Origin of the sequence: Acinetobacter brisouii CIP 110357 (assembly GCF_000488275.1) — a bacterium.
Classification (GTDB): domain Bacteria; phylum Pseudomonadota; class Gammaproteobacteria; order Pseudomonadales; family Moraxellaceae; genus Acinetobacter; species Acinetobacter brisouii.
In genome coordinates this window covers 398585-424877 of record NZ_KI530762.1, presented here as the reverse complement: position 1 = coordinate 424877, position 26293 = coordinate 398585, and the positions used below count along the sequence as shown (strand labels likewise).

Annotated in this window: 22 protein-coding genes; 8 read left to right on the top strand and 14 right to left on the bottom strand. The window is 44.1% G+C overall.

Features of this window, described 5'->3' with window-relative positions:
• Positions 1–30 precede the first annotated feature (30 nt).
• Positions 31–1053 (top strand): adenosine deaminase, encoded by a 1023-nt coding sequence (gene add / locus P255_RS02080; RefSeq protein WP_004903145.1) that lies wholly within the window; start codon positions 31–33, stop codon positions 1051–1053.
• 19 nt (positions 1054–1072) lie between these two features.
• Here the strand turns inward: add and P255_RS02075 are convergent, their stop codons facing one another.
• The 3 genes from P255_RS02075 to P255_RS02065 all read right to left on the bottom strand — a co-directional run bounded on the left by P255_RS02075 (position 1073) and on the right by P255_RS02065 (position 4084).
• Complete coding sequence (locus P255_RS02075; protein ID WP_004903143.1) at positions 1073–1489, bottom strand: NUDIX hydrolase; 417 nt, start codon at positions 1487–1489, stop codon at positions 1073–1075.
• A 345-nt stretch (positions 1490–1834) separates the two neighbouring features.
• A complete protein-coding gene (locus P255_RS02070; RefSeq protein ID WP_004903141.1) occupies positions 1835–3076 on the bottom strand; it encodes a dicarboxylate/amino acid:cation symporter in 1242 nt (413 codons plus the stop codon).
• A 132-nt stretch (positions 3077–3208) separates the two neighbouring features.
• Complete coding sequence (locus P255_RS02065) at positions 3209–4084, bottom strand: acyl-CoA thioesterase (RefSeq protein WP_004903138.1); 876 nt, start codon at positions 4082–4084, stop codon at positions 3209–3211.
• Positions 4085–4388: 304 nt separating this feature from the next.
• Between P255_RS02065 and plsB the strand changes: the two genes are divergently transcribed.
• Positions 4389–6965 carry a glycerol-3-phosphate 1-O-acyltransferase PlsB gene (gene plsB / locus P255_RS02060; protein WP_004903136.1) on the top strand — a complete coding sequence of 859 codons (2577 nt, stop codon included), beginning with the start codon at positions 4389–4391 and terminating at the stop codon, positions 6963–6965.
• Between the two features lie 50 nt (positions 6966–7015).
• On the opposite strand, the gene P255_RS02055 is transcribed toward plsB, so the two are convergent.
• Positions 7016–7831, bottom strand: a complete 816-nt coding sequence (locus tag P255_RS02055) for an NAD-dependent epimerase/dehydratase family protein (RefSeq protein ID WP_004903134.1) — start codon at positions 7829–7831, stop codon at positions 7016–7018.
• A 23-nt stretch (positions 7832–7854) separates the two neighbouring features.
• Here P255_RS02055 and recG point away from each other — a divergent pair, with 23 nt between their 5' ends.
• Both recG and P255_RS02045 read left to right on the top strand, forming a co-directional pair.
• Positions 7855–9900, top strand: coding sequence for an ATP-dependent DNA helicase RecG (gene recG / locus P255_RS02050; RefSeq protein ID WP_004903132.1), 2046 nt, complete (start codon positions 7855–7857; stop codon positions 9898–9900).
• Positions 9887–10510: a ComF family protein gene (locus P255_RS02045; protein ID WP_004903131.1), complete on the top strand. Its 624-nt coding sequence runs from the start codon at positions 9887–9889 to the stop codon at positions 10508–10510. The genes recG and P255_RS02045 overlap by 14 nt, the downstream gene beginning before the upstream one ends.
• A 142-nt stretch (positions 10511–10652) precedes the next feature.
• Here the strand turns inward: P255_RS02045 and P255_RS02040 are convergent, their stop codons facing one another.
• The gene (locus P255_RS02040) at positions 10653–11234 is read right to left on the bottom strand and encodes an LOG family protein (protein WP_004903129.1); all 582 of its coding nucleotides are present in this window, start codon (positions 11232–11234) and stop codon (positions 10653–10655) included.
• A 155-nt stretch (positions 11235–11389) separates the two neighbouring features.
• On the opposite strand from P255_RS02040, the gene P255_RS02035 reads away from it, so the two are divergent.
• Positions 11390–12403, top strand: coding sequence for a CorA family divalent cation transporter (locus P255_RS02035; RefSeq protein ID WP_004903125.1), 1014 nt, complete (start codon positions 11390–11392; stop codon positions 12401–12403).
• Between the two features lie 40 nt (positions 12404–12443).
• On the opposite strand, the gene P255_RS02030 is transcribed toward P255_RS02035, so the two are convergent.
• The 8 genes from P255_RS02030 to dxs all read right to left on the bottom strand — a co-directional run bounded on the left by P255_RS02030 (position 12444) and on the right by dxs (position 21416).
• Positions 12444–12734, bottom strand: coding sequence for an STAS domain-containing protein (locus P255_RS02030; RefSeq protein ID WP_004903123.1), 291 nt, complete (start codon positions 12732–12734; stop codon positions 12444–12446).
• A 12-nt stretch (positions 12735–12746) separates the two neighbouring features.
• The gene (locus P255_RS02025) at positions 12747–13376 is read right to left on the bottom strand and encodes an MlaC/ttg2D family ABC transporter substrate-binding protein (RefSeq protein ID WP_004903120.1); all 630 of its coding nucleotides are present in this window, start codon (positions 13374–13376) and stop codon (positions 12747–12749) included.
• 22 nt (positions 13377–13398) lie between these two features.
• Positions 13399–14079: an outer membrane lipid asymmetry maintenance protein MlaD gene (gene mlaD / locus P255_RS02020; RefSeq protein WP_004903118.1), complete on the bottom strand. Its 681-nt coding sequence runs from the start codon at positions 14077–14079 to the stop codon at positions 13399–13401.
• Entirely contained in the window at positions 14079–14855 is a 777-nt protein-coding gene (gene mlaE, locus P255_RS02015) for a lipid asymmetry maintenance ABC transporter permease subunit MlaE (RefSeq protein ID WP_004903116.1), read from the bottom strand. The genes mlaD and mlaE overlap by 1 nt, the downstream gene beginning before the upstream one ends.
• Positions 14852–15670, bottom strand: coding sequence for an ABC transporter ATP-binding protein (locus P255_RS02010; RefSeq protein ID WP_004903114.1), 819 nt, complete (start codon positions 15668–15670; stop codon positions 14852–14854). Before P255_RS02010 ends, mlaE begins: the two co-directional genes overlap by 4 nt.
• Before the next feature lie 357 nt (positions 15671–16027).
• Positions 16028–17920: a DEAD/DEAH box helicase gene (locus P255_RS02005; RefSeq protein ID WP_004903111.1), complete on the bottom strand. Its 1893-nt coding sequence runs from the start codon at positions 17918–17920 to the stop codon at positions 16028–16030.
• Positions 17921–18550: 630 nt separating this feature from the next.
• On the bottom strand, positions 18551–19381 hold the full coding sequence (locus tag P255_RS02000; protein WP_004903109.1) for an inositol monophosphatase family protein: 831 nt from the start codon (positions 19379–19381) through the stop codon (positions 18551–18553).
• A 121-nt stretch (positions 19382–19502) separates the two neighbouring features.
• A complete protein-coding gene (gene dxs, locus P255_RS01995; RefSeq protein ID WP_004903108.1) occupies positions 19503–21416 on the bottom strand; it encodes a 1-deoxy-D-xylulose-5-phosphate synthase in 1914 nt (637 codons plus the stop codon).
• A gap of 303 nt (positions 21417–21719) precedes the next feature.
• Between dxs and ribA the strand changes: the two genes are divergently transcribed.
• Positions 21720–22322, top strand: a complete 603-nt coding sequence (gene ribA / locus P255_RS01990) for a GTP cyclohydrolase II (RefSeq protein WP_004754074.1) — start codon at positions 21720–21722, stop codon at positions 22320–22322.
• Between the two features lie 159 nt (positions 22323–22481).
• Here the strand turns inward: ribA and hemN are convergent, their stop codons facing one another.
• A complete protein-coding gene (hemN, locus tag P255_RS01985; protein ID WP_004903103.1) occupies positions 22482–23849 on the bottom strand; it encodes an oxygen-independent coproporphyrinogen III oxidase in 1368 nt (455 codons plus the stop codon).
• 263 nt (positions 23850–24112) lie between these two features.
• Here hemN and hemF point away from each other — a divergent pair, with 263 nt between their 5' ends.
• On the top strand, positions 24113–25051 hold the full coding sequence (gene hemF, locus P255_RS01980) for an oxygen-dependent coproporphyrinogen oxidase (protein WP_004903101.1): 939 nt from the start codon (positions 24113–24115) through the stop codon (positions 25049–25051).
• A gap of 429 nt (positions 25052–25480) precedes the next feature.
• Entirely contained in the window at positions 25481–26269 is a 789-nt protein-coding gene (gene aroE, locus P255_RS01975; RefSeq protein WP_004903097.1) for a shikimate dehydrogenase, read from the top strand.
• The last annotated feature ends 24 nt before the right edge of the window (positions 26270–26293 follow it).

Below are 26293 nucleotides of genomic sequence, written 5' to 3'. Positions count from 1 at the left end.
TTGATTGGATAAACCCTTAGGTGAATAATAATGATTGATAAAAATATCCCGCTCACCGATTTACACCGCCACCTCGATGGCAACATCCGCCCGCAAACCATTTTAGAACTTGGGCAACAATTTCAGATTCAACTGCCTGCCAATACCCTGCCTGAACTACTGCCCCATGTTCAGGTCATGGACAATCAGCCCGACCTGCTGAGTTTCTTAAGCAAACTAGACTGGGGCGTAAAAGTCTTGGGTGATTTGGAAGCCTGCCGCCGTGTGGCTTGGGAAAATATGCAAGATGCAGCGCAGCAAGGTTTGGACTATGTCGAACTGCGTTTTTCACCCTTTTATATGGCGATGAGCCATCAACTTCCACTGGCGGGCGTAGTCGAAGCCGTGATTGATGGCGTTCAGCAAGGCAGCCGTGACTTTGACATTCCTGCCAAACTGATTGGTATTATGAGCCGTACTTTTGGACAGGCACATTGCCAGCAAGAACTGGATGCCTTACTGACGCATCGTGACCAGATTACCGCACTGGATTTGGCAGGCGATGAACTGGGCTTTCCAGGGGAACTCTTTGTCGAACACTTCAAGCAAGCCCGTGATGCAGGTTGGCACATCAGCATCCATGCAGGCGAAGCCGCAGGTGCAAGCAGTATTTGGCAAGCGATTCAAACCCTCGGTGCAACCCGTATCGGGCATGGCGTGAAAGCTGTGGAAGATGCAAAGTTACTGGATTATTTAGCTGAACATCAGATCGGGATTGAGTCCTGCATTACCTCAAACCTGCAAACCAGTACCGTTGCCGATATTCGTCAGCACCCACTGAAAACCTTTCTCGAACATGGCATTTTAGCCACCATTAACAGCGATGACCCTGCGGTTGAAGGGATTGATATTCAACATGAATATTTACAGGCTGCACCACAGGCAGGCTTGTCCGAAGCGCAAATCCGTCAAGCACAGCAGAACGGTTTAAGCATCGCCTTTTTATCCGCTCAAGAAAAACAGCAGCTTCAACATAAAGTGGCTCAGCACAATGCTGCAATCGCTACAAATTAAGACACTTGCTCGGCTAGTTTTAAGATGCAGCACACTGCTGTCGAATATACGGCAGCACATATTGCTCGGTTAGCGGCGCTAAAGCCAAGTCAATCGGTGCAAAGACATTGACCCATTGAATTTCTGCCAGTTCGGCAGACACTTGAGCTTCACCTAGCAATTCAACATGAAATAAATGGGCGAACAGACGATGATTAGCTTCATTGGCTGCAACCGTTTCCACTGTACCCAAATCTTTGATAATTCGTGCAGCTACGCCGATTTCTTCCTGAATTTCACGCAGTAAACCCTGCTCAGCCGATTCGTTGGCTTCAAGCTTCCCACCAACCTGCATAAAAAATTCGGTTTGACGTTTACGTGCTAAAAGCGCCTGTCCTTGAGCATTAAAAATAATCGCGGCGGCAACGGTAATCACAGGTTGTTGAGATTGAGTCATGGTTCTGATGATGCAGGAGTGTAAATCGGTTTAGTGTAGTCTATCTGATTCGCTTATGCTGAAGATCTCGCGCTTGCTGTATATATTTACCCAAATCATGGCGACGTAGATCTATGACATCAGTATTTTAAAGCTAAAATAAATTCCAACGCATGACTCAAAAATCTGTTTTTTATTACGCTCAAGATTCTTCTAGGTATTGCATCATACTGAACAATTTGGCTCTTGCGCGATGCTACGCCACAAACTGCATAGTGATGAAAAGAATCCGTTTTCAGAAAAATTTTTAAAGAAGATTGACTGAATCAGACAATCTTCTGAATTGTTTTTCAGGATTGATTGGGCTTAACTTGGGTCTTGTGGAATACGGGTATAACGATCCACCACCACACTCACCATCATATCGCCTTGCACATTGACCACGGTACGAACAGTATCCAAAATACGGTCTATCGGCAGTAAAATCGCAATAGCTTCAGCAGGCAGCCCAACAGACTGTAACACCATAATCATGGTGACCATGCCCGCACTTGGAATACCAGGTGCCCCCAAAGAGGCAATCATGGCAGTTAAACAGACAATAATCTGCTGTCCCAAATGCAAATCCAGTCCGATCAAATTAGCAACAAACAGCGCTGCTGCTGCTTCGTAAAGTGCCGTACCATCCATATTGAGATGCGAACCGAGCGGAATCACAAAACCTGCTATCTGTGGTCGTACACCCAGATTTTCCTGTGCACACTTCATGCTCAGTGGCATAGTCGCTGAGCTGGAACTGGTGGCAAATGCTGTCAACAATGCCAGACGCGTACCTTTAAAAAATGTCCACGGCGACATTTTGCCAAAAATCCAGAGTAACAGCGGCAAGACCACAATGCCATGAAATAAGGTTGTACCTGTCACCACTGCTGCAAACTCAGCCAAGCGGCTCAATACCGACAAATCTTCTTTGGCAATCAGTTTAGCCAGCAACGCTAAAATACCAATCGGAGCAAGCTTCATCAGCCAGCCCACCAGCATCATCACCAGTTCAAAAAATTCCTGACTTAAACGGCGAATCCCTGTAAAGCGCTCTCCGCCATACACCAGTGCCAAACCAATCAGCATGGAAAAAATCACCACCGATAACACATTTCCATCACTAAAGGCTTTAAATGGGTTAATCAGGGTATTTTGAACAAAGTTCACCAAAAATGAGGAAGCATCCAGATTTTGTGCTGTGGGTGGATGTTGCTGCATCGCGGTCTGGAACAGGGCAACATTTAGCCCTTTCCCCACTTCAAATAGATGCGCGCCGAGCAAGCCGAGAAATAACGACAGGCTCATGGTTGTCAAACTACATAACAAGGTAATTTTCCAGACCCTGCCCAGTTGATGTCCCGACTCCAGACTGGCGACCCCGATCACAATCGAAGAAAATACCAGTGGCACAAGCAACATTTTCAGGAAACCGATAAAAATACCACTAACAATGCCCAGTACATATAAGCTGCCATTAAAGAAAGCCGTATCTGGATAAAACCGCAGCAATAAACCATAGGCAATGCCAATCATGGCTGCAATAAAAATCTTGGTATTTAAACTCATCTTGCCTCAGTTCTTATTTTAAGCTGTTGAATACTATGGCATGGCAAAGATAAGGAATCGAGCGCCATTTTAAATAGGTAAATCAGGTTTATGACAAAGGCTAAGGCAAAATTTCACCTTAGCCTATTGATTTTATTGTGTTTCGATTTCGCGCAATCGCATCAAGCCTTCTTGTACCGTGCTACACACCAACTCGCCATTTTGCCACATACGCCCAAAATTCAGACCACGTGAGCTGGCACTGACCGTTGCTTCCATTTCATACAACATCCAGTCATCGGCACGCAGTGGTTTATGGAAATAAATCGCATGGTCAATACTGGCACACTGCAAACTCGGCGATAGATAATTTAAGCCGTGTGGACGCAATGCAGTAGTCATGAGGGTAAAGTCGGAATAAAACGCCACAATCGACTGATGCAGGGCGATACTGTCCTGCTCTGCCTGAATCTGCTCATGGGTACGCACATAATGTGAATAATGTGGAAGCTGTGGCTGTGGCCGAAATGGATTTTGAATGTCTTCTACAGGACGCAGCTCGACGTGACGGTCACGCATAAAACTGTTACGTACATTTTCAGGCACAAATTCCAGTAAACCCTGTTTGATCTGCTTTTCATTTTGCAAGGTTTCAGGTGCAGGTACATCTGGCGCATGATGCTGATAGTTTAAACCTTCTTCTGGCGTGGCAAACGACACCATAGCGGTAAAAATCGTGCGTCCATGCTGAATCGCACGTACCTGACGGCTGACAAAGCTCTTTCCGTCACGTAAACGATCCACTTGGTAAATAATCGGGGCTTCAACATCTCCACCAAACAGAAAGTAAGCATGCAACGAATGTGCAGGTCGATCGGTAGTATAAGATGCTGCGCGCAATGCCTGCCCCAACACCTGACCGCCAAAAACGCGTTTGCCCACTAAATTACGGCTCTGCCCACGATAAATATCTTCTTCAAGTTTTTCCAAACTGAGCAAATCGATTAATTCTTGGGTGAGTGTCATCATCAATTACCTAAGTAAGCGGTTTTTAAGACCATAAAAATCTACTGATTATTTTGCCATAATCCCAAGCAATGGCGCAGGTGCAGATGTAATTTAGTGAGTTTTATGCAACCAAACCACAAGAAAAACCCATAAGATCAATATTTTTCTGATTTCAATGACATGAAACTACGTTTTTTCAACGTAATTTGTGCGCAAAGCCCTACATTTTGGTTAAAATTGGCGAAAGGTTCGATTTGTTCCATCTCATCACCCTTCATCCTGTTTGTTTTTATCACTTTGCCTTTGTGTTGAAGTAGGAGTTTCTATGTCCAAGAATAGTTTTGGTCAAATGTACCGTAGACTATCAAGCAAAATTCTTGATCTTGTGGTGACTCCACATGTTCTTGGCGATGTTCCACAGACTTCTGCTGCATCCACAGAAAGTGGCGAAGTTGCGGCTCAACCGCAAAAGATTGTTTGCTATGTCTTGCAAAATTACTCACGCAGTAATGCGTTGGTGGTCGATAGTGAAACCCGTAAACTCAAATTACCGCCTGCATTAGAACCCTTACAATTGGGCGATACGACAGAAAAAAGCTCGGTATTCTTTTTACAGCAACCCGACCATAATTATTTATTGAATGCCAGTGCGCCGACCTTACCCCCTCGCCTATTACGCATGATTGAAATGCTTGAGAAACAGCCTGAGCTAGACATTCAGTTAGTGCCTGTGACCATTTTGTGGGGGCGGTCACCAGACAAAGAAGACTCTTTATTTAAACTGCTGTTTACTGACACGTGGGCCACACCAAGCACACTCAAGCAGTTGATTAATATCGGGATGCATGGTCGTCAGTCCTTCATTGAATTCCATCCTGAACAGTCGTTGCGCGACTTGGTTAACTTTGCCAAAGAGCAACGCCCGAACCTGTCCCCTGCGACATATATTATCAATCAGTTAAATCAATATCTTGATCGCCAACGTGAAGCCGTACTCGGCCCTGACTTGTCAGATCGTCGTAACGTGATGCAGTCTCTGGTCAAGGCACCCGATGTTCAAGAGGCCATTCGCCGTGAAAGTATTCGTGGCAAAATCAGCCTGTTTGAAGCTGAGCGCCGTGCCATTGGCTATGTCAATGAAATCGTATCGGATTATTCTTATTCAACCGTACGTTTTGCCGATATGGCACTGACCCGCTTGTGGACGCAGTTGTATGACGGCGTTGAAGTGCATAATTTCAACACCGTGCGTGAACTGGCAAAAGACTATGAAGTCGTTTATACCCCATGTCACCGCAGCCACATCGACTATTTATTGCTGTCTTATATTATTCATCGTCGTGGCTTGATGGTACCGTACATTGCGGCAGGCGATAACCTGAATCTGCCTTTTGTCGGTCAATTATTACGTGGTGGTGGCGCATTCTTTATTCGCCGTTCTTTTCGCGGAAATGGTTTATATACTACTGTATTTAAAGAATATTTATATAGCATTGTGTCACGCAATACGCCCCTCGAATACTTCATTGAAGGTGGACGTTCGCGTACAGGGCGTTTGCTACCGCCAAAAACAGGCATGCTTGCGATGACAGTACACAGTCATTTGCGCAGTACCAGCAACAAACCGATTGTGTTTATTCCGACGTATATTGGTTATGAACGCCTCATGGAAGGTTCAACCTATATTGGCGAAATGCAGGGTAAACCCAAAGAAGCGGAATCACTGATTGGGATTGCCAAAACCTTGCGTAAAATCGAGCGCATTTTCGGTAAGGTACATGTCAACTTTGGCGAACCTGTATTTTTGAATGACCTGCTCAAAGCACACAATGCTGACCAGATTCGTATTGAAAAGAATGATGACCCAATTCCTGCTGTAGTGTCGGATGCAGTCACGAGTTCTGCTCACGCGATCTTGGAAAAAATTAACAATGCGGTGGTAATCAATCCTGTTTCATTACTGTCACTGATTTTACTGGCAAACGACAAACACACACTCGATGAAGAACTGTTTATTAAACAGCTTGATACCTATCGTCATCTGGCAACTCGATTGCCTTATGATGCGCGCAGTGAAGTGACTTCGTTGTCAGGCAAAGAGATGATCAGTTATGGTCTGAAACTCAAATTGCTCAAACGTGTGCAACACGCACTTGGCGACATTATTACCGTAGAAGACAATCAGGCAGTGTTGTTGACCTACTTCCGCAATAACGTTTTGCATGCTTTTGTCTTGCCATCACTGATTGCATCTTTGGTGGAACTCAACGGCAAAATCAGCCGTGAAGATTTAGGCAATGTGATCTGCACGCTGTACCCATTCTTAAAAGCTGAACTGTTTATGAAATGGGATGTGACTGAGCTCAATCAACCAATCCAAGCCTATACCGATGCCATGATTGAAGCGGGTCTGATCTCAAGCGATGCTCAAGGCGACTTGCATAGCCCAACACCAAATTCGGAAGCACACAACCAGTTGGTGCTGATGATGGCACCTGTCAAACAAAGTCTGGAACGTTACTACATGACTTTGGCGCTGATCACGCAACGTGGTTCAGGCAATATTTCAGCAAAACAGGTTGAAGATTTGAGTCACCTACTCGGGCAGCGTTTGTCCGTGCTGTTTGAATTTAATTCACCAGAGTTCTTTGATAAGGCATTATTCCAAAGCTTCCTCAAAGTATTGACTCAGCAAAACTATATTAAAACCAATGAACAAGGCTTCTTGGAATACGACGAAAACTTTAGCCGTGTTGCTCAATATGCCAACTTGGTCTTGGATGACGCTACCCGTCAAATGCTGCGCCACATTACCACTTTTAGCGATGATGAGTTACAACAAGCCTTAGCAGCGATGGCCGAGCACAATGCCAAACGCCGTTCAAAACGTAAGAAAAAATAAGTGATCAGGCTTTAAAAAACCGCATCTTTGAATGCGGTTTTTTTATGAGCTTAATGTGACTGCTGTGCCAACAACGCCGCATAATCTTGAAAACAATCGGCATGCTGCAACTGAAAACCGCTTTGTTGCAAATGCGTTGCATATAAACACTTACCCGAAATCTGTTCAGGATGCGCTACCGTTAATCGTGGCAAAGCCAATTGCTGCTGAAACCACGCAATCACCTCATGCAACGGAATCGGCTGAGGATTGGTAACGATATAACTTGGCTGATGTTGTTGTAACTGGGTCAGGTACGCTAAAAAACCAGCCAGATCATCCACATGAATACGGTTACTCCAGTGTGTATTTGGATAAATGCTGGTGTTCTGTGCCAGCTTGCACATCCTCGCTACACTGTCTCCATAAATTCCGCTTGGACGAATGATGATACTCTGTTCAGGATACGCTTGCTGCCAGCGTAGCTCCATTTTCCGCAGTAAATGCCCCTGCGCATCACTTGGTTGGATTGGGCTATCATCATCAATTATCTGCCCTGCATCTTCACCATAAACCCGCGTTGAAGACACGACGATGATCTTTTTCACAGGATGTGAAGCTAATGCTGCCACAATCGGGGCAACCGAATCCACATAAGTCTGCTGATACCCCTCAACACTACTCTGTTCAGGGCTAAGCAATACATATACCCAGTCAATCGGGGCGAAGGTTGATAAATCTAAATGATGAACATCTTGAACATAATGCTGGGCAAACGGATCGGTTTTCGGGCTACGGCTAATTGTGCTAATCTGGTGTCCTTGTGCAAATAGCTGTTTTGCAACGCGTTGAGATGTTTTACCATAACCAATAAATACAATATGCATGACATGACCTAAGCTGGAGGGACATGGCTTTAATTCATCAATTACAAGGCGTGGGTCAGGCAACCGCTGCACTCTTGGAAAAACTGAATCTATTCACCACCGACGATTTGCTATTTCACTTACCACGTGACTATGAAGATCGTAGCAGCATTATTGCCATGAACCAACTACAAGTTGGGCGTAGCTATTTGCTCGAGGGTGTGGTGCAATCCGTCGATTTTCCTGCGGGAAAACGCAAATCCATGGCGGTGGCACTACAAGATGATTTTGGTAAAGTCACCTTGCGTTTTTATCATATCTATAAAAACCTGACCAATACGCTACAGGTTGGGCAGCGGGTTCGGGTGTTTGGTGAAATCCGTGTCGGTGCGCGTGGTTTGGAATTGTATCATCCTGAAATTAAAGCCATTCATGCACATACCCCATTACCCAAAACCCAACTGACTGCAATTTATCCCAGTACTGATGGTTTAACCCAAGCCAAACTACGGGAATATGTCAAACAAGCCTTACAACAGCATAGTGACGCTTTACCTGAGCTGATTCCCAGCCAGTTTTGTAACGGCTACGCACTTAAAGATGCACTGTTTTATATTCATGAGCCACCGCTAAGTGCCAACATGCAACAACTGGCACAAGGTTCGCATCCTGCACAGCAACGCCTGATTTTTGAAGAACTGGTGGCGCATCAACTCAGCCTGCTGGCTCGGCGCGCCTATATTCAGCAAATCCAAGCACCTGCTCTGCCAAGCAGTAAAGTCCTCGCCAAACAGCTTTTGGCTGGGCTGCCGTTTAAAATGACCCATGCACAAAAACGGGTGTCGAAAGAAATTGCTGATGATCTAAAACAGAACAAGCCGATGCTACGTTTGGTACAAGGCGATGTCGGTGCAGGAAAAACACTGGTTGCAGGCATAGCAGCATGTCATGCTCTCGAAGCTGACTGGCAAGTGGCACTGATGGCACCGACCGAGATTTTGGCGGAGCAGCATTATCTGAATTTTAAACGCTGGTTTGAACCTTTGGGTTTAAACGTGGCATGGCTCTCGGGCAAACAAAAAGGCAAAGCTCGTAGCGCAGCAGAAGCACAGATTGCCACGGGCGCAGCACAACTGGTGATCGGCACGCATGCCCTGTTTCAGGACAGTGTAAAATTTGCCAAACTCGGTTTGGTGATTATTGATGAACAACATCGTTTCGGGGTCGATCAGCGCTTGGCTTTACGTAACAAAGGCGATGCCCAATACACACCGCATCAACTGGTGATGACCGCTACCCCGATTCCCCGTACACTGGCGATGAGCGCTTATGGTGATTTAGACACGTCAATTATTGATGAGCTACCGCCTGGACGTACCCCGATTCAAACGGTTGCCATTCCCATCGACCGCCGTGAAGAAGTGCTGCAGCGCATTGCCAACAACTGTGCCGAAGGTAAACAAGCCTACTGGGTCTGTACCTTGGTTGAGCAATCCGAAACTCTCGATGCTCAAGCAGCTGAAGCGACCTATCAGGAAATTCAGCAACGTTTTCCTGAACTGAAAATTGGCTTGGTGCATGGCAAAATGAAAGCCGATGACAAGCAGCGCGTGATGCAACAATTCAAAGACAACCAGCTGCAATTGTTGATTGCCACCACCGTGATTGAAGTCGGGGTCGATGTCCCCAATGCTAGCCTGATGATCATTGAAAATGCAGAACGACTGGGTTTATCGCAGTTACATCAGTTACGCGGACGGGTTGGACGTGGCGCTTTAGCCAGTTTTTGTGTGTTACTTTATAAAACCCCACTATCAAAAAACGGACATGAACGCCTGTCGATTTTAAGAGAAAGTAATGACGGGTTTGTCATTGCGGAAAAAGATCTGGAGCTACGTGGGCCAGGTGAAATGCTGGGAACCAGACAAACAGGTGATCTGGGTTTTCGGGTGGCCAAACTGGAGCGCGATGATCATTTGCTCAATCAAGCCCACGATGTGGCGCAGCAAATCATGCAAAAGTATCCGCAACTGGTTGAACCCCTGCTAAAACGCTGGCTACCGGAGGCACCGCGCTATGCTTATGTCTAAATTGTCTCGGCTGTTGCAACCTGTGTTGAGCTGTAGCCTGTGCCAAAGTGATCGGGCGACCCAAAGTTCTGTCTGTCAGGATTGCTGGCAACAGTTGCCATGGCTCAAACAACATATTCACCGCCAAGAAATGCAAATTCAGGTCGCAGCTTATTATCAGTACCCGCTTGATCGCATGATTCAACAGTTCAAATACGAACAGCAACTGCATTATCTGCCGTTATTTAATCATATGTTGAGTCAGCTTAAATTTCCCAAAGTTCAAGCGATTGTTCCCATGCCTATTTCACAGCAACGTTTGATCGAACGGGGATATAATCAGGCCTTGCTTTTGGCAGAGCATTTAGCTAAACGACTGAATGTTCCAATCTGGCAACCCATTCTACGGCAAGACCAACAGCATCAGAAAGGTTTGAACCGACTGGAACGCCTCAGTAATATTGAACAGCAGTTCGTGATTCAAGCCCCCAGTAAAGTACGTTACCGCCGCGTGCTGATTGTGGATGATGTCATCACGACGGGGAGCTCAATTCAGGCATTACATAGCAAATTACAGCAACTCGGTTGCCAGCAGATTCATGCGGTTTGTCTAGCAAGTCCGAAAAACTAGGCTCTATTTTTTCGTGAAGCGACAAGAGCCTTGTTCAATCATACAAAAACACCTGTTGCTCAATGCAACGATCTCAACAATAAACTGGATAAATTAATCTTCACAAATTTATCCAGTTATTGTCACAAAACCGCTTTATGACTTATGCCACAATTTCATTAACGCCCCATTTCGGCTGTGGTGGCTGATACTGTGCAAACTGGGCCAATAAAGTTTCGATCTGGTCAGATACCAACAAAGTATCGGCAAAGCGAGAGTGGGTAAAACCTTGTCTGACCGTCGCTTGGATCATGGATAGTAACGGGTCATAAAATCCCATCACATTTAAAAATGCACATGGTTTTAAATGAATTCCGAGTTGAGCCCACGTCCATTGTTCAAAAATTTCTTCCAATGTGCCCGCGCCTCCTGGCAAGGCAATAAACCCATCAGCAAGTTCAGACATTTTGGTTTTACGCTCATGCATGTTGTTGACCACATGCAATTCAGTTAAATGCGGGTGCGCCAATTCGCGATTTACCAGTACCTCAGGAATCACACCAATGACTTTTCCACCTGCTTGCAAAGCACTATCTGCAACAACCCCCATTAACCCAGAACGCCCACCGCCATAAACCAAAGTTTTACCTTGTTGGGCAATTTTTTGTCCGACCTGTTGTGCAGTTTCTACAAAAATTGAATCATTACCTGCTTTAGAGCCACAAAAGATTGCGATTGAATTCATAAAATTGACCTACTATTGATCTGTCATGTATTAAAAATAAACTAAAGCGAAATTTTTTTAGCAAAATAACGAACTGATCAGTGTTTTTCCGCAATTCCTTGTCTAAAATACACCCACCGTTTTACCCCCGACCTATCCAAGGGAGAAAGACACCGATGCTTGAAGCTTTTTACGCAACAGAGCGTGGGAGTCTCGAAGATGCGACCATTAATGGTGGATTCGACTTACACCCAGAATTAGTATGGATTGATCTGATTGCACCTTCACAAGAGGAGCAACAATGGGTTATTGATGCCTATGAACAGAATCTGCCTACACTCAAATCGCTTGAAGATATTTCATCATCAGCTCGATTCTATCGCGATGATGATGGCATTTTACATATCAGTACTTATTTTTTAACGAAAAATAAAAACTATCAGGTCGATAATGAAAGTGATGAGCAGGATCATATGCTGGCAACGGTACAAACCGTTGCATTTATCTTAAATAAACAGCGCCTGCTTACACTTCGTGGTGAGAAACTGGTGTCATTTCGTGCATTTCGTGCCCGCGCGCGCCGCAACGATTACGATGTAGACTATAAAGACCCTGTCTGGATTTTACTGGGATTATTCGAAGCCAAGCTCGATGAGCTTGCTGATATATTGGAAGATATTCATAAAGATCTAGAAAAATATTCAACCGAAGTTCTCAATAACCACCACCGTGAACAAGTGCTTGACCTTGATGACATGGTCACTCGTTTGGCACAACAAGAAGACATGCTCGGAAAAGCACAACTGTGTTTGATCGATTTACGCCGTATTCTCAGTTTTCTATCTCGCCCACGCGCTTTGGGTAGCCATATTTATGATGGTGAAATTCGGGAGATGAGTGAAGATGTGCGCTCATTGGTTGAACATACAGCGTTCTTGTTCCAGAAGGTACGTTTCTTACTCGATACCACATCAGGCTTCATTAACTCAGAACAAAGCGATACGATTCGTCGTTTCTCGATTTTACCTAGTTTACTCACAGCACCGATGCTGGTCACCAGTCTCTACGGGATGAATACGACTGTTCTACCATTTGCGCATGGAGATTACAGCTTTACTGCTGTCTCTGTCATTATCGTTGCATCATTTGTTCTTCCAACTGCTTATTTCCGCTGGAAAAAATGGATATAAAAAAAGCATCCAATCTGGATGCTTTTTTATATTGCATGCTTTAACTCAACAAAATCAGATCATCCTGTAAATGGCAGGCTTCAATAATCTTGAGCATTTTGACTGGAACTGCCTGAAAATGTAACCCCTTTTGTTCTGGCGTCTGGCGTAACCACTGTACCAAAACTGCCAGCGCGAGTGTATTACCAAGCTGCAAACCTTCCAGATTCACCACCAAAGGAAAGTGTGCATGCTGGCGAATTAGCGCCAGACCTTTCTGGTAAATTTCCGCGGCATTCTCAAAATTAATCGTGCCTGACAGGCATAATTGCTGATGTTTAAGCTCAATCACAATACACCTATCTTATTTTTTCACCGCAGCATCAGCATCTGGTTTAAAGGTCGCAATCGCTTTATCAATATTGCCACCGTTACGTTTTACAGTTGCTGCAAACTGGTTGCGAAATTGCAGACCCAAGTCAATTCCAGCCACATTAATATTACGGATTTTCCATTGGCTATTGCTGTCAGTCAACTGGAATGATACAGGGGTTTTTTGCCCTTGGTTCACAAAGTCGATAGTGACTACAGGGAATGCACCACCTGTAGGTTTATAAGGGCGTAGGCTATAACTTTGGTTGCTATATTTTGCTAAAGCCGAGCCGTAGTTTTGAACTAAACTTTGACGCAGATTATGTTCAAATGCTGCACGTTGCTGTGCGGTACTGTTTTGTGGTGCAGCATAAGTTCCCATGACAATACGGGTGAATGACTGTGCATCAACATATGGGTCAAGGTTTTGTTTCACAATCGCATTGACAGATGCTGGGTTGCTTTGCAATTTGGCATGATCTGCTTTTAAGCGGCTAATCAAAGCATCTGCAACACGTTTTACAAAGACTGGCGGTGCTTCAGCAGGCGCTGCAAACGCAGTTCCTGCGATCATGCTAGATAAGATGCTTGCTGTAAGGGTTTGTTTAAATAAAGTATTCAACGTCTTACTCCTCTAAATTCTGCTATTGGGTGAATGAAGTCTGTGGATCAGCTGTTTGGCTCGGTTCAGAGGCTGTTTTAGTCTCTGCGGCTGTACCTGCAGATGACTTGCCAGACATGCCTGTAATGAACTTACCAATCAAGTCTTCAAGATCCATCGTCCCTTGAGTATTGCTAATCACGCCGCCACGCTTGATGTAATTCAAACCGCCACCAGGTACAATCTTGAGATATTTTTCCCCAAGCAAACCATTGGTTGCCACCATAATGTAAGCATCTTGGTCAATATTGGTGATGGACTTCATGTTACTCAACAGTTGCTGTTCCATTACTTTTTGTTTCGCAGGATTTGCATGTTGATAGTCATCACTATAGTGCAGTTCTTCCACCGCATTTTGTTCTACAGTCTGTAATTGAGTCGGATTAAAAGTCGTTTTATTACCATCCAGCTCGAAAGTCACTTTGGCAAGACGTGTTACAGGGTCAAGGTCAATATGTTCGACACGCCCAATGGTCACACCACTCATCGTTACCTTAGCGCGCTCTTTCAGACCATTAACATTGTCAAACGTGGCTGTCATTTCATAACTTTTACTTAAGGTACTGCCTGACAGGCCACTTACTTTCATTGCCAAGAAAAACAATGCCAAGCCGAATAGAATAACAAGTACACCTACGGCCAGCTCACTTGAACGGGACTTCATTACACTCCTCCAAACATGACCGCAGTCAACACAAAGTCACAACCTAAAATACACAAAGATGAATACACCACTGTACGCGTTGTTGCGGTGGAAATACCTTCTGATGTTGGCTCACAAAAATATCCCTGATACACAGCAATCCATGTACAGATCACGGCAAATACCACACTTTTAATGATGCCGTTGACAATATCATGTTGAAATTCTACTGAGTTTTGCATGCCACTCCAGAAAGAGCCTTCATCTACACCCAGAAAATCTACGCCCACCATTTTGCCGCCAAAAATACCAATTGCGGCAAAAATCACGGTCAGCATCGGTAAACTGACAATCCCAGCCCACAGGCGTGGTGACACAATACGTTTGAGCGGGTCTACCCCGATCATTTCCATACTCGATAGCTGCTCAGTGGCTTTCATCAAGCCAATTTCAGCGGTCAATGCAGAACCTGCTCGCCCTGCAAACAGCAAAGCTGCAACCACAGGGGCAAGCTCACGTAGCAAGGTCAATGCCACCATCGTACCCAGCATGGTTTCACTACCGACATTCACCAGAATATTGTAGCCTTGGAGGCCCAAGACCAAACCGATAAACAAACCAGATACAGAAATAATCAATAAGGACATCACCCCAACACGGTACATTTGATAAACAAATAAACGTACCCCGAGTCGGGTTGGCATTGAACAGATAATCTGCAGCAACATCAATGTTGCCACACCAATGCCATGTACACGTTCAATCACGCGTCGACCCAATAAGGCTATAGCATTCATGAACTTACCTCTTGGCTTAAATATGCCTGATGGCTAAACTGGAAATCGACAGGGCCTTCAGCCTGTCCATTTAGAAATTGTTGTACAAATGCAGAAGGATGTTGGCGTAGCTCTTGTGGCGTACCCTCCCCCTGAATGATGCCTTCGGCAACAATATAGATATAATCTGCAATCGACATGGTTTCATCGACATCATGCGAGACAATAATCGTTGTCAAATCCAATGCTTCACGCAATGAACGAATCAGGCGGGTCAGAACACCCTTTACAATTGGGTCTTGCCCAGCGAAAGGCTCATCGTACATGATGAGTTCAGGGTCAAGTGCAATGGCGCGAGCCAATGCTACACGGCGGTTCATCCCGCCAGATAGCTCAGAAGGCATCAATTGTTCCGCACCACGTAAACCAACCGACTCCAATTTCAGCGCTACCAGCTCAGCAATCAGATTTTCGGGTAGTTGAGTATGTGCACGAAGTGGAAAAGCAACATTTTCATACACAGTCATGTCGGTAAATAATGCGCCACTTTGAAATAGCATTCCCATACGTGCACGTGCAGCAAACAACTCATGACGCGACATTTCTGACAAATCTTTGCCATCGAGCAGGACACAACCTTGATCGGGAGTCAACTGCCCACCAATCAGACGTAATAAAGTTGTCTTACCTGTACCTGAAGGTCCCATAATGGCAGTAATTTGCCCACGGCGAATACAAAGATTGACATTGTCATAAATGACGCGCTCGCCTCGCTTAAAGCTCAGATTCTTGATATCAATCAATGAATCCTCTGGCACAGCTACTGTATTTTTCATAATGGACCAAATTCCTGCTTGATTTTCACAGCAAGTGAACTCTTCATAGGATAGAAGATTTTTAAAATTTACCTATAGATTTTACGTGACGTAGCTTACCATTTTCGCAACGGAAAAAGTTGAAGATTTTATCAGCAGACAATATAAAACTTGTACAAAGTTCGTGACTTTATATAAGAAACATATAGATTTAAATAACTTAAAAAACAATCAAGTTTTTGATAAATAGCACTATTTAAAATTAAATTAGAAAATTAAAATCTTTTACTTAAGATGTTTTTACATTTATAAAAAATAACTTTTAGTAAAAAAAAGCCAGTTAGAAAACTGGCTTTTTACAATAAATTCTAACGAATATTAGTCGTTAAATTTACGGCGACGCTCACCATCTTCACGACGTGGTCGATCTGAGTTGAACTCGCGGCGTGGACGTTCTTCACCACCAAAAGTACGCTTTGGACGATCATCGAAAGAACGTTGTGGACGATCACCGAAACCACCTTCACGACGTGGAGCTGGACGATCACCGAAATCACGACGCGGACGATCAGCTCCATCACGAGCTGGCTTGTAATCTACACGGTTACCACGGTTGTCATCGTTAGAACGCGGTTTGTCACCAAAGCTACGTTGTGGACGATCACCGAAACCGCCTTCACGACGTGGAGCTGGACGATCACCGAAATCACGTTTTGGGCGATCATCAAACGAACGTTGTGGACGGTCGCCAAAACCGCCTTCACGACGTGGAGCTGGACGATCACCGAAATCACGTTTTGGACGGTCATCAAACGAACGTTGTGGACGGTCACCAAAACCACCTTCACGACGTGGAGCTGGACGATCACCGAAATCACGACGTGGGCGATCTTCACCACCAAACGCTGGGCGTTCACCACGAGGTTTGTCATCAAAACTACGACGTGGGCGATCATCACCACCTTCACGACGTTTAAAGTTGCTTTCGCCTTCAAAACGACGACCACCACCGAAACCACCACGACCGCCATCACGACCGCCACGACCACGACCGCCGCCATCACGACCACGACCACCGCCATCACGACCACTACGTGCAGGAGGTGGAGATGGCTCAAGACCTTCGATTTCAGATACACTTAAACGTGCATCTAAGAAATCTTCTAAAGCGCGAATTTTACCACGCTCACGGTAAGTCGCTAAAGTAATTGCATTACCTGTACGTCCCGCACGACCTGTACGACCAATACGGTGTACATAGTCTTCATTTTTCATCGGAAGACCGAAGTTAATTACGTGTGAAATTGTTGGTACGTCAAGACCACGTGCTGCTACGTCAGTAGCAACAAGGATTTTTGCACGACCTTCACGAATACTACGTAAACGACGGTTACGAACTGTTTGTGGCATTGCACCATGAAGTGCAACAACTGATAAACCTGCTTCAGCAAGCTCTTCAGCCAACATATCTGTATCTTCTTGAGTTGAAGCAAACACAACTGCTTGATCTACTGACTCATCAGATAACCAGTGAGTTAATAATTTTTTCTTGTGTTCAAAGCCATCAGTCCAATGCAATGTTTGAGTGATGTCTGTATTTGTAGAGTGACCTGTTTCGATCGCAATACGCATCGGATCATTCATCATGCGTTCAGCAAGCGTAATAATACGCGGTGCAAAAGTTGCAGAGAACATCAACGTTTGTTTACGGTTAGCCGCTAATTCACCAATTGCTTCTAGATCTTCAGAGAAACCTAGATCAAGCATACGGTCAGCTTCATCGACAATTAACGAATCAACTTTATCAAGTTTGATTTGACGACGGTTAACAAGGTCAAGTAAACGACCTGGAGTCGCAACAACCACTTGCGCGCCTTTAAGCTGTTGGATTTGCTTACCAAAAGGCATACCACCCATGATTGCAGCAACACGAACGCCCTTCATATGGCGAACAAATGCAATCGCATCTTGACATACTTGTTGTGCTAACTCACGAGTCGGAGAAATCACTAGAATTGACGGTTGAGTAATTGCTTTCATACGTTCTTTAAACGGTACGAAAGTTTCTTGATTTGCAAGCGCATTCAAAGTTGGAAGCAAGAATGCAGCAGTTTTACCAGAACCCGTTTGGCTTGATACTAGAAGGTCTTTACCTTCAAGTGCAGCAGGAATAGCTTGTTCTTGTACAGGAGTTGGCGTAGTAAAACCTAAACCTTCAAGAGCCTGTGTTAATGACTCATCAAGGGAAAAATCAGCAAAAGTTTTGCTCATAGAGAGTATTCACCCTGAAGTGGGTGCTCCATTTAATAAATTACAATATGGACATCGGCAAAAAGCGGTACAGCAATTAGAGCTGAAAATATAAGAATTCAGCAGCGATCCGAATAACGACGATGTGGATATAACGCACACATGATTACTGCCGCAAACCTGAAGGAATCGCTTAAGCGATTGGGGCGCGAAGGATATGTCCTCTCTATGGACAAGACGCGCATACAATGATTAGAAGATAATGTTCAGGTAATGAACGAAAATTAAGTGCGTCTGAGAATTATAGCAGAAAATTTTAGAAAGTCACCTTTTTTGATTGGCTTTTATGTCATTAAATTAAAGTATTTGAATTTTATTAAAATTTTTAAAATTAAATTTCAAAAAAAAGAGAGTTTCTGATGTATTGGATGCGCATTATTACCTGTTATATCGTGGTTTCTATTACAAACACCCTCTCTCACTCAAAGCAAGCATTACAGATAAAATGATCGTCATCTATGCCAACTTAATCTATCTAGATCATTTATCAGTGGGAGCATTTTTTATTTCTCAGATCATGATTTTTTTACTGGCATAAAAAAGTGACTCTTACGAGTCACTTTTTAAATATCCATAGTTGGATATGCAATCTTACTTAGCAGCATCTGCCCAGGCAGGAACGACAGCTTGCATTAATGGTTTTAGCATTTTCATTGAACATGCCAACACTTGACCATTATCCATAGAGTCTGTACCACCACGTGCGTCTACAACTGTACCGCCCGCTTCTTTCACAATTAACTCACCTGCTGCGATGTCCCATGGTTTCAAACCAAGTTCAAAGAAACCATCGAAACGACCTGCTGCAACATAAGCCAAATCCAACGCAGCTGAACCTGTACGGCGGAATTGTGCACCTGCTTCAGTCACTGCAAGCAATGCATCAAAATGTTGTTTTGCATAAGAAATGATTTGACCATTACGTTTGGCACGGTAAGCGTGACCTACAGAGATGAACGTGCTTTCTAAGCTATCACGAACATTTACACGAATACGGCGTTGGTTCATCATCGCACCGCGACCACGGCTTGCAGAGAATAACTCATCACGCACAGGATCATAGATCACACCGTGTTGAGTAATGCCTTTGTGTTGTACTGCGATAGAAATACAGAAATGTGGAACGCCATTGACGAAGTTTAATGTGCCATCTAAAGGATCGATGACCCAACACCAGTCTGCATCATGGCCTTTGCCTTCTTGCATACCAAACTCTTCGCCTAAGAAGCTGTGGTTTTTATAGCTTTTACGAAGGGTATCGATAGTCAGTTGTTCCAAGTAACGGTCAACACGTGTCACAGGACCGTCGATGCCTTTTTCTTCAACTTGTAAATCGAGTTTATGACGATTTTGATGCGCTTTTAAAAGCTCTTGACCAACTGTTTGAGCCGCACGCGCAGCCATCACCACCATAGGTTCCATTGAACACCCACTAAAAATACAAGAAGATTTTGACAAAGAATAATGCATAAAAGCGCAGGCATTTTAACAAATATCTGCGCTTTTTGCTAAAAAATATTTCGAAATGTGTAACCAGAAAAAACTATACAAGTTGTAAGGCTTTTTTCCATGCTTGTACAATCGACTGCTCAATACCTTCTGCATCGAGTCCACAATCGTGCAACATTTGTGCATGCTCTGCCTGATGCAGGAAGCTGTCTGGCAAACCTAAATTCAGCACAGGTTTTACAATCTGGGCTTGTGCCAAATATTCATTGACGGCACTGCCTGCACCTGCCATGACTGCATGTTCTTCAACGGTAACGAACAGTGCTGTGGTTGCTGCAAGTTGCTGAATGATGTTTTCATCCAGCGGTTTGACAAAACGCATATTTACAACGGTAACGGCAACATCAAGCTGCTTCGCAAGGCTTTCTGCAACTTTCAGGCAAGGCATGACTCGGCTACCAAATGCCAGAATACTGATTTTATCGTCATACTGGCTGTTGAGTTCAAGTACAATTTCCGCCTGACCAATTGGTAAAGCCGTCAATTTCTGCTCAATCTCTACACCTGCGCCTACGCCACGTGGATAACGTACTGCCGCAGGCCCTTCGTAAGCATAGGCAGTATGTAGCATTTGGCGGCATTCATTTTCGTCTTTTGGTGCCATAATCACCAAATTCGGAATGGTCCGCATATAAGCATAATCGTATGCACCTGCATGCGTTGGTCCATCTTCCCCCACCAAACCAGCACGATCGATCCCAAAGGTCACATCCAGATTTTGCAAGGCAACATCATGAACAAGCTGGTCATAGCCACGTTGCAAGAAGGTCGAATAAATCGCGACTACAGGTTTTAAACCTTCACATGCCATGCCTGCTGCAAGTGTCACAGCATGTTGCTCAGCAATCGCAACATCAAAGAAACGTTCAGGATATTGTTTAGCAAACTTCACCATGCCCGAGCCTTCACACATGGCTGGAGTAATGGCAAGCAAACGCGAATCTTGTGCAGCTTCATCACACAACCACTGCCCAAAAACATCGGAATATTTTGGAGCTGACTTTTTCTTGGCTGGAGCAACCAAAACCACTTGTTTTGCAATGGCGTGATAACCAATCGGGTCAGCTTCTGCGGGTGCAAAACCTTTGCCCTTTTTGGTATAGACATGCACCAAACGTGGTCCCTTACGCTGTTTCAGCGCATTCAGGACTTGAACCAGTTGCTGAACATCATGACCGTCAAATGGCCCAAAGTATTCAAACCCAATGGCTTTAAACAAGTTATCTGCTTCTTGAGTTGCAGACTGATGCAAGCGTGAGGTATATGCCCACTCAGGATGCGGCTCGATTACGGCATCGCCATCGGCATTAATATTGACGAATTGTCCCTGCTCCCAAATGGCAGCCAAATGCTTGGCAAACCCGCCTGTACTGCATGAGATCGACATATCATTGTCGTTTAAAATCACGATTAAGTCAGCTTGGTGCGCTACTGCATCATTCATGGCTTCAAATGCCATACCAGCAGTCATGGCACCATCACCAACAATACACACCACATCACGCGGTTTGTTTTGATAGCGGCATGCCAGCGACATACCCAGTCCCGCAGAAATCGCAGTCGACGAATGTCCCACACCGAAAGTATCAAATTCAGACTCATCACGTGCAGGAAATGCTGCTAGACCGTTTTTACTACGAATGGTCGGCAGTTGTTCACGTCGCCCCGTCAACACTTTATGTGGATATGCCTGATGCCCTACATCCCAAATCAAACGGTCTTGCGGAGTATTGAAGCAATAATGTAGTGCAACAGTCAGTTCAATCACACCTAGGTTTGCACCAAAATGCCCACCACTTTGTCCTGCCGCATACAAGATATATTGACGTAACTCATCCGCCACTTGTTCGAGCTGGCTTTGATCTAGCTGACGTAATTGCTGCGGATGATCAATCGCATTCAACAACGGCGTAACAGGACGTTGAGTTGGTATTTCTGTATACAACATATGTGGCAAAGCCTTCTAGAGCCTGGCAAATCCTAAGCTAGGTATATTGCGTTAAATCGATAATTCTACCTTATCGAGCGTTGTTTTCAATGAGCCACATGTCTTTTGATGTAGTCTTACACATTGCTTTTGTCCTAGACAAGGCTGTGATTATCCTGAAAAATGATAGCGATATTCAACTATTATTATTTGCTTTCTACAAAAAAATAAATTGATTGGCGTAATTTTTGTATGCTCAAGCTATCAATATCTGATCATTGCGCTATACTTTGGTCGACTAATTGATGACGAAAGAGTTTGACTGTGCCGATTGCTTTTGTTGCTACTTCTAAACTTCCAACCGCATTTGGTGAATTTCATATTAGTGTATTTCAAGACCCTGAAACAGGTGAAGAACATGTCGCCTTATGGAAAGGTTTGGATATGCCAGCAACTGCACCAGTTTTAGTGCGCATTCACTCTGAATGCCTCACAGGCGATGCATTTTCATCTTTAAAATGCGATTGTGGCCCGCAGCTTAAAGCGACCCAGCACATGATTAATGAAGCAGGTCAAGGGGTCATTTTATACTTGCGTCAGGAAGGTCGCGGCATTGGACTCACCAATAAAATCCGCGCCTACGCCTTGCAGGATCAGGGACATGACACAGTCGATGCAAACCTGATGCTGAACTTGCCTGCCGATGCACGCCGCTATGACATGTGTAAAATCATGCTCGATCACCTACAAGTACATCAAGTTAAATTGATTACCAACAACCCGCTTAAACTGATTGCCTTGCGTGATTTAGGTATTGATGTGGTTGATCGTGTACCACTGACTGTGGGTTTAAATCCATTTAACCAGCAATACTTAAAAACCAAACATGACCGCATGTCACACATGTATAAAGAAGATGACTTTTAAGTCACCACATTTTAAATCAGCCAGTTCAGGCAAATAAAAAGGGCATTTTAAAATGCCCTTTTTATTTTTAGAAAATTAGGCTTCTTTCATCATTATCTACACCCTCTTTATTTTTCTTGCATAGAGAGAAAGACAAAGGACTTATAAAAATAAAGTGAATTAAATCGTCATCGAGAAAATTCGCGTCTGCGGCTGTTTTCGTTTTAGATGCAAATCGAACGCCATACAGATATTGCGAATAAACGGCTTACCTTGTTCAGTAATCTGAATGCCTTGTGGCTGAAGCGTCAACAAGCCATCTTGCTGCATTTCTTCAAGCTGACTCAGCACTTCTGACAATTCAGGAAATGCCATACTCGGGTCTGCCCACGAAGTTTTAAAAGTACACATCAAGTTCAGAATATGCTGGCGAATGATTAAATCTTCCTGCGACAGGATATGCCCTTTAAACACAGGAATTTGATTTTGCTCTAAACGCGCATAATAATCTTCGAGCGTTTTTTCATTTTGAGCAAAGCTGTACCAGCTATCACTAATCGAAGATAATCCCAAACCGATCATGACTTTGGTTTTCGATGAGGTATACCCCATAAAGTTACGGTGTAAACTGCCCTGCTGAAATGACTGATACATGCTGTCGTGTTCCAGAGCAAAATGATCCATACCAATTTCATGATAACCATGTGCCAACAAACGCTTTTTACCCTCTTCGTATAGCGTGCGTTTCACATCATCTTTAGGTACATCCTGATCTTTAAAACCGCGCTGACCATTGCCTTTGATCCAAGGCACATGTGCATAACTGTAAAATGCCAAGCGGTCTGGACTTAAACTGTTGGTTTTTTCAATGGTGTTCAGTACATCTTCCAGACTTTGAAATGGCAAGCCAAAAACCAGATCGTGAGAAATCGATTCATAACCAATTTCACGCGCCCAACGCGTGACTTGCTCGACATGCTCAAACGGCTGAATACGATGAATGGCTTTTTGCACATTTAAATTATAATCCTGAACCCCATAACTCACACGGCGAAAGCCCAGATCATATAAGGTTTGCAGATGTTCGCGGGTGGTATTGTTCGGATGCCCTTCAAAACTAAATTCGTGCTGTGGTGCAATCTCAGCTTTGGCTAAAATCCCCTGAATCAACTCAAGCAAATGTTCGGCTGAGAAAAAAGTCGGCGTCCCGCCACCCAAATGAATTTCTTTAATGACTGGGCGATCTTGTAATAACTGACAATACAAATTCCATTCTTTGAGCACCGCCTGAATATACGGCTGTTCCATCTCATGGCGTTTGGTAACGCGTTTATGGCAACCACAAAAGGTACATAAACTTTCGCAAAATGGCAGATGAATATACAAACTAATGCCTTCGCTGGTATTAGATTCATCAAAGGCACGTTTTAAGGTCTGCTGCCAAAGTTCCAGTGAAAATGCCTGATCATCCCAATACGGCACAGTTGGATAACTGGTATAGCGTGGTCCTGGAACATTATATTTTTGAATTAACGAGGTTGTACCCATATTTACTCAACTCTTGGTGATGTTGCTGACCACAACAGGCAAAATTTGGAAAGATTGATCCTAAATGCATGTTTATTCTGATCGGCTATCAGCAAGATTTCAAGCAATAACGACATGGCACGACTGCTATTTCACGATCAAAATATCATTATTATTCCGACTAAAACACTTTGATTTTTATGTATAAATTTAAAATTTCTTAATTTTTTGACATTTCTATGTTTTGATGTATGCCATATTTGCTCTTTTAAATGAGGATTGTGATGCAGCATCCGACTTCAGTCGATATTCAGCGTGTACGCGAATTTCTGCTCGACTTGCAGGCAAGAATCTGTGAGCGTCTTGAACAACAAGAACAAGCTGGTGGTGGTACTGCCCGATTCGAGATTGATGACTGGCAACGCCCTGAAGGTGGTGGTGGACGTTCTCGTGTACTACAAAACGGCACAGTGATTGAAAAAGGCGGCGTGATGTTTTCACACATCAATATCAGTAAACTGCCTGAATCAGCCACGGCTCGCCATCCTGAAATTGCAGGTGCCAAAGCACAGGCTCTCGGCGTGTCTTTAGTCATCCACCCAAAAAATCCACACATTCCAACCTCGCACGCCAATGTACGCCTGTTTGTCGCAGAACCCGAAGGTCGTGATCCAGTATGGTGGTTTGGTGGCGGTTATGACCTCACTCCATTTTACCCAGACGATGCCGACATTAAAGCCTGGCATCAGGCCGCACATGACTTGTGTCAGCCTTTTGGGGAAGATGTATATGCCAAGCATAAACAATGGTGTGATGATTATTTTTATTTAAAACATCGCGATGAACAGCGCGGAGTCGGTGGTTTATTTTTTGATGATTTAAATTGCTGGGATTTTGAAACCTGCTTTGAGTATATGCAAGCTGTAGGTAATGGTTATCTGAATGCAATTTTACCCATTTTTGAAAAACACCGCGAACAACCGTATAGCGAAGCACAACGTGAGTTTCAACTCTACCGACGTGGGCGTTATGTAGAATTTAATCTGGTGTATGATCGCGGTACACTTTTTGGTCTACAAACAGGTGGACGGATTGAATCTATTTTGGTGAGTCTACCTAATCTGGCAGCATGGTCATACCGCCCCGAATGGGAGCAAGATTCTCCTGAACGACGCTTAACCGAGTATTATTTAAAACCACAAGACTGGCTCAATGAATTATAAAAGTAAGACTTTTGAGGCAGTTAAATTCAACTGCCTTTTTTCACTATAAATAATAATTATTCTTACAAAAGACTCAGGATATTTTTGTCATATCCGTTTAAAATTTATCTGCTGTAATACAAGCTCATCGAGGAATGAGAGTCACCATGTTTAATCTATTTCATAATCACAAAGGTAGTTTTTTTGTTCTTACACTGAGCCTACTCATCTGTTCTATGACAACTACATTCACAGTTAACAACCACATTTCTGATGGCGTATCCATTCTGTTCAGCATTATGCTGAGTATGCTTCTCATCAGCTTAGTTTTGGCACTACTCTGGGAAAAAATTGAAGGCATCTGTAATCCATAAACAGGCTTTTTAGTTTTTTCAAGGTGAAAATTCACGTATATTGAGGGCAATTTTTTCACCGCATGGACATCAAAACATGAGCAAACAGTTTGCTGTTGTTGGTAATCCAATCGAACATTCGCGCTCTCCTGAACTACATCATGCCTTTGCCCAAAAATTAGGTATCGATCTCACTTACAATAAGCGTCTTGCTCCTCTTGATGGCTTTGAACACAACATTCAAGATTTCTTTCAGTCAGGTGGTATCGGGTTAAATGTCACCGTACCCTTTAAAGAACAAGCCTTTGCCTTGTGCCAGCAACTCACTGAACGTGCCAAAATTGCCAAAGCAGTCAATACCTTATGGATGCAAGATGGACAACTGCATGGTGACAATACTGATGGTCAGGGTCTAGTCAATGCCATTTTGGCGCTAGGCTGGTCACTTAAAAATAGTAAAATTCTGATTTTAGGTGCAGGCGGTGCAACCCGTGGCGTGATTTATCCATTGGCCCAAGCGGGTGCAAAACAAATCGTGATTGCCAACCGTACCTTAGCTCGCGCAGAACAACTGATAACTGACTTACAACAGGCTGTACCCAATACCGAATTATCTGCCACTGGTTTAGATCAGCTAAGCGGAGAATTTGATCTGGTGATTAATGCCACATCTGCCAGCCTAACAGGCGATGCTTTACAATTGCCAGCGCAGTTAAAATTCAGCCATGCTTATGAAATGGCATACGGCAAACCGTCCAGTTTTCTCGATCAAGCTGCACAGCGCCAAGTGCCATATAGCGATGGTTTTGGCATGTTGGTTGGTCAGGCGGTTGAAGCCTTTGCGATTTGGAATGGTGTTAAACCCGAACTGCGAGATTTCCTCTAAACCCGATAAAAAAACAGGCAACCA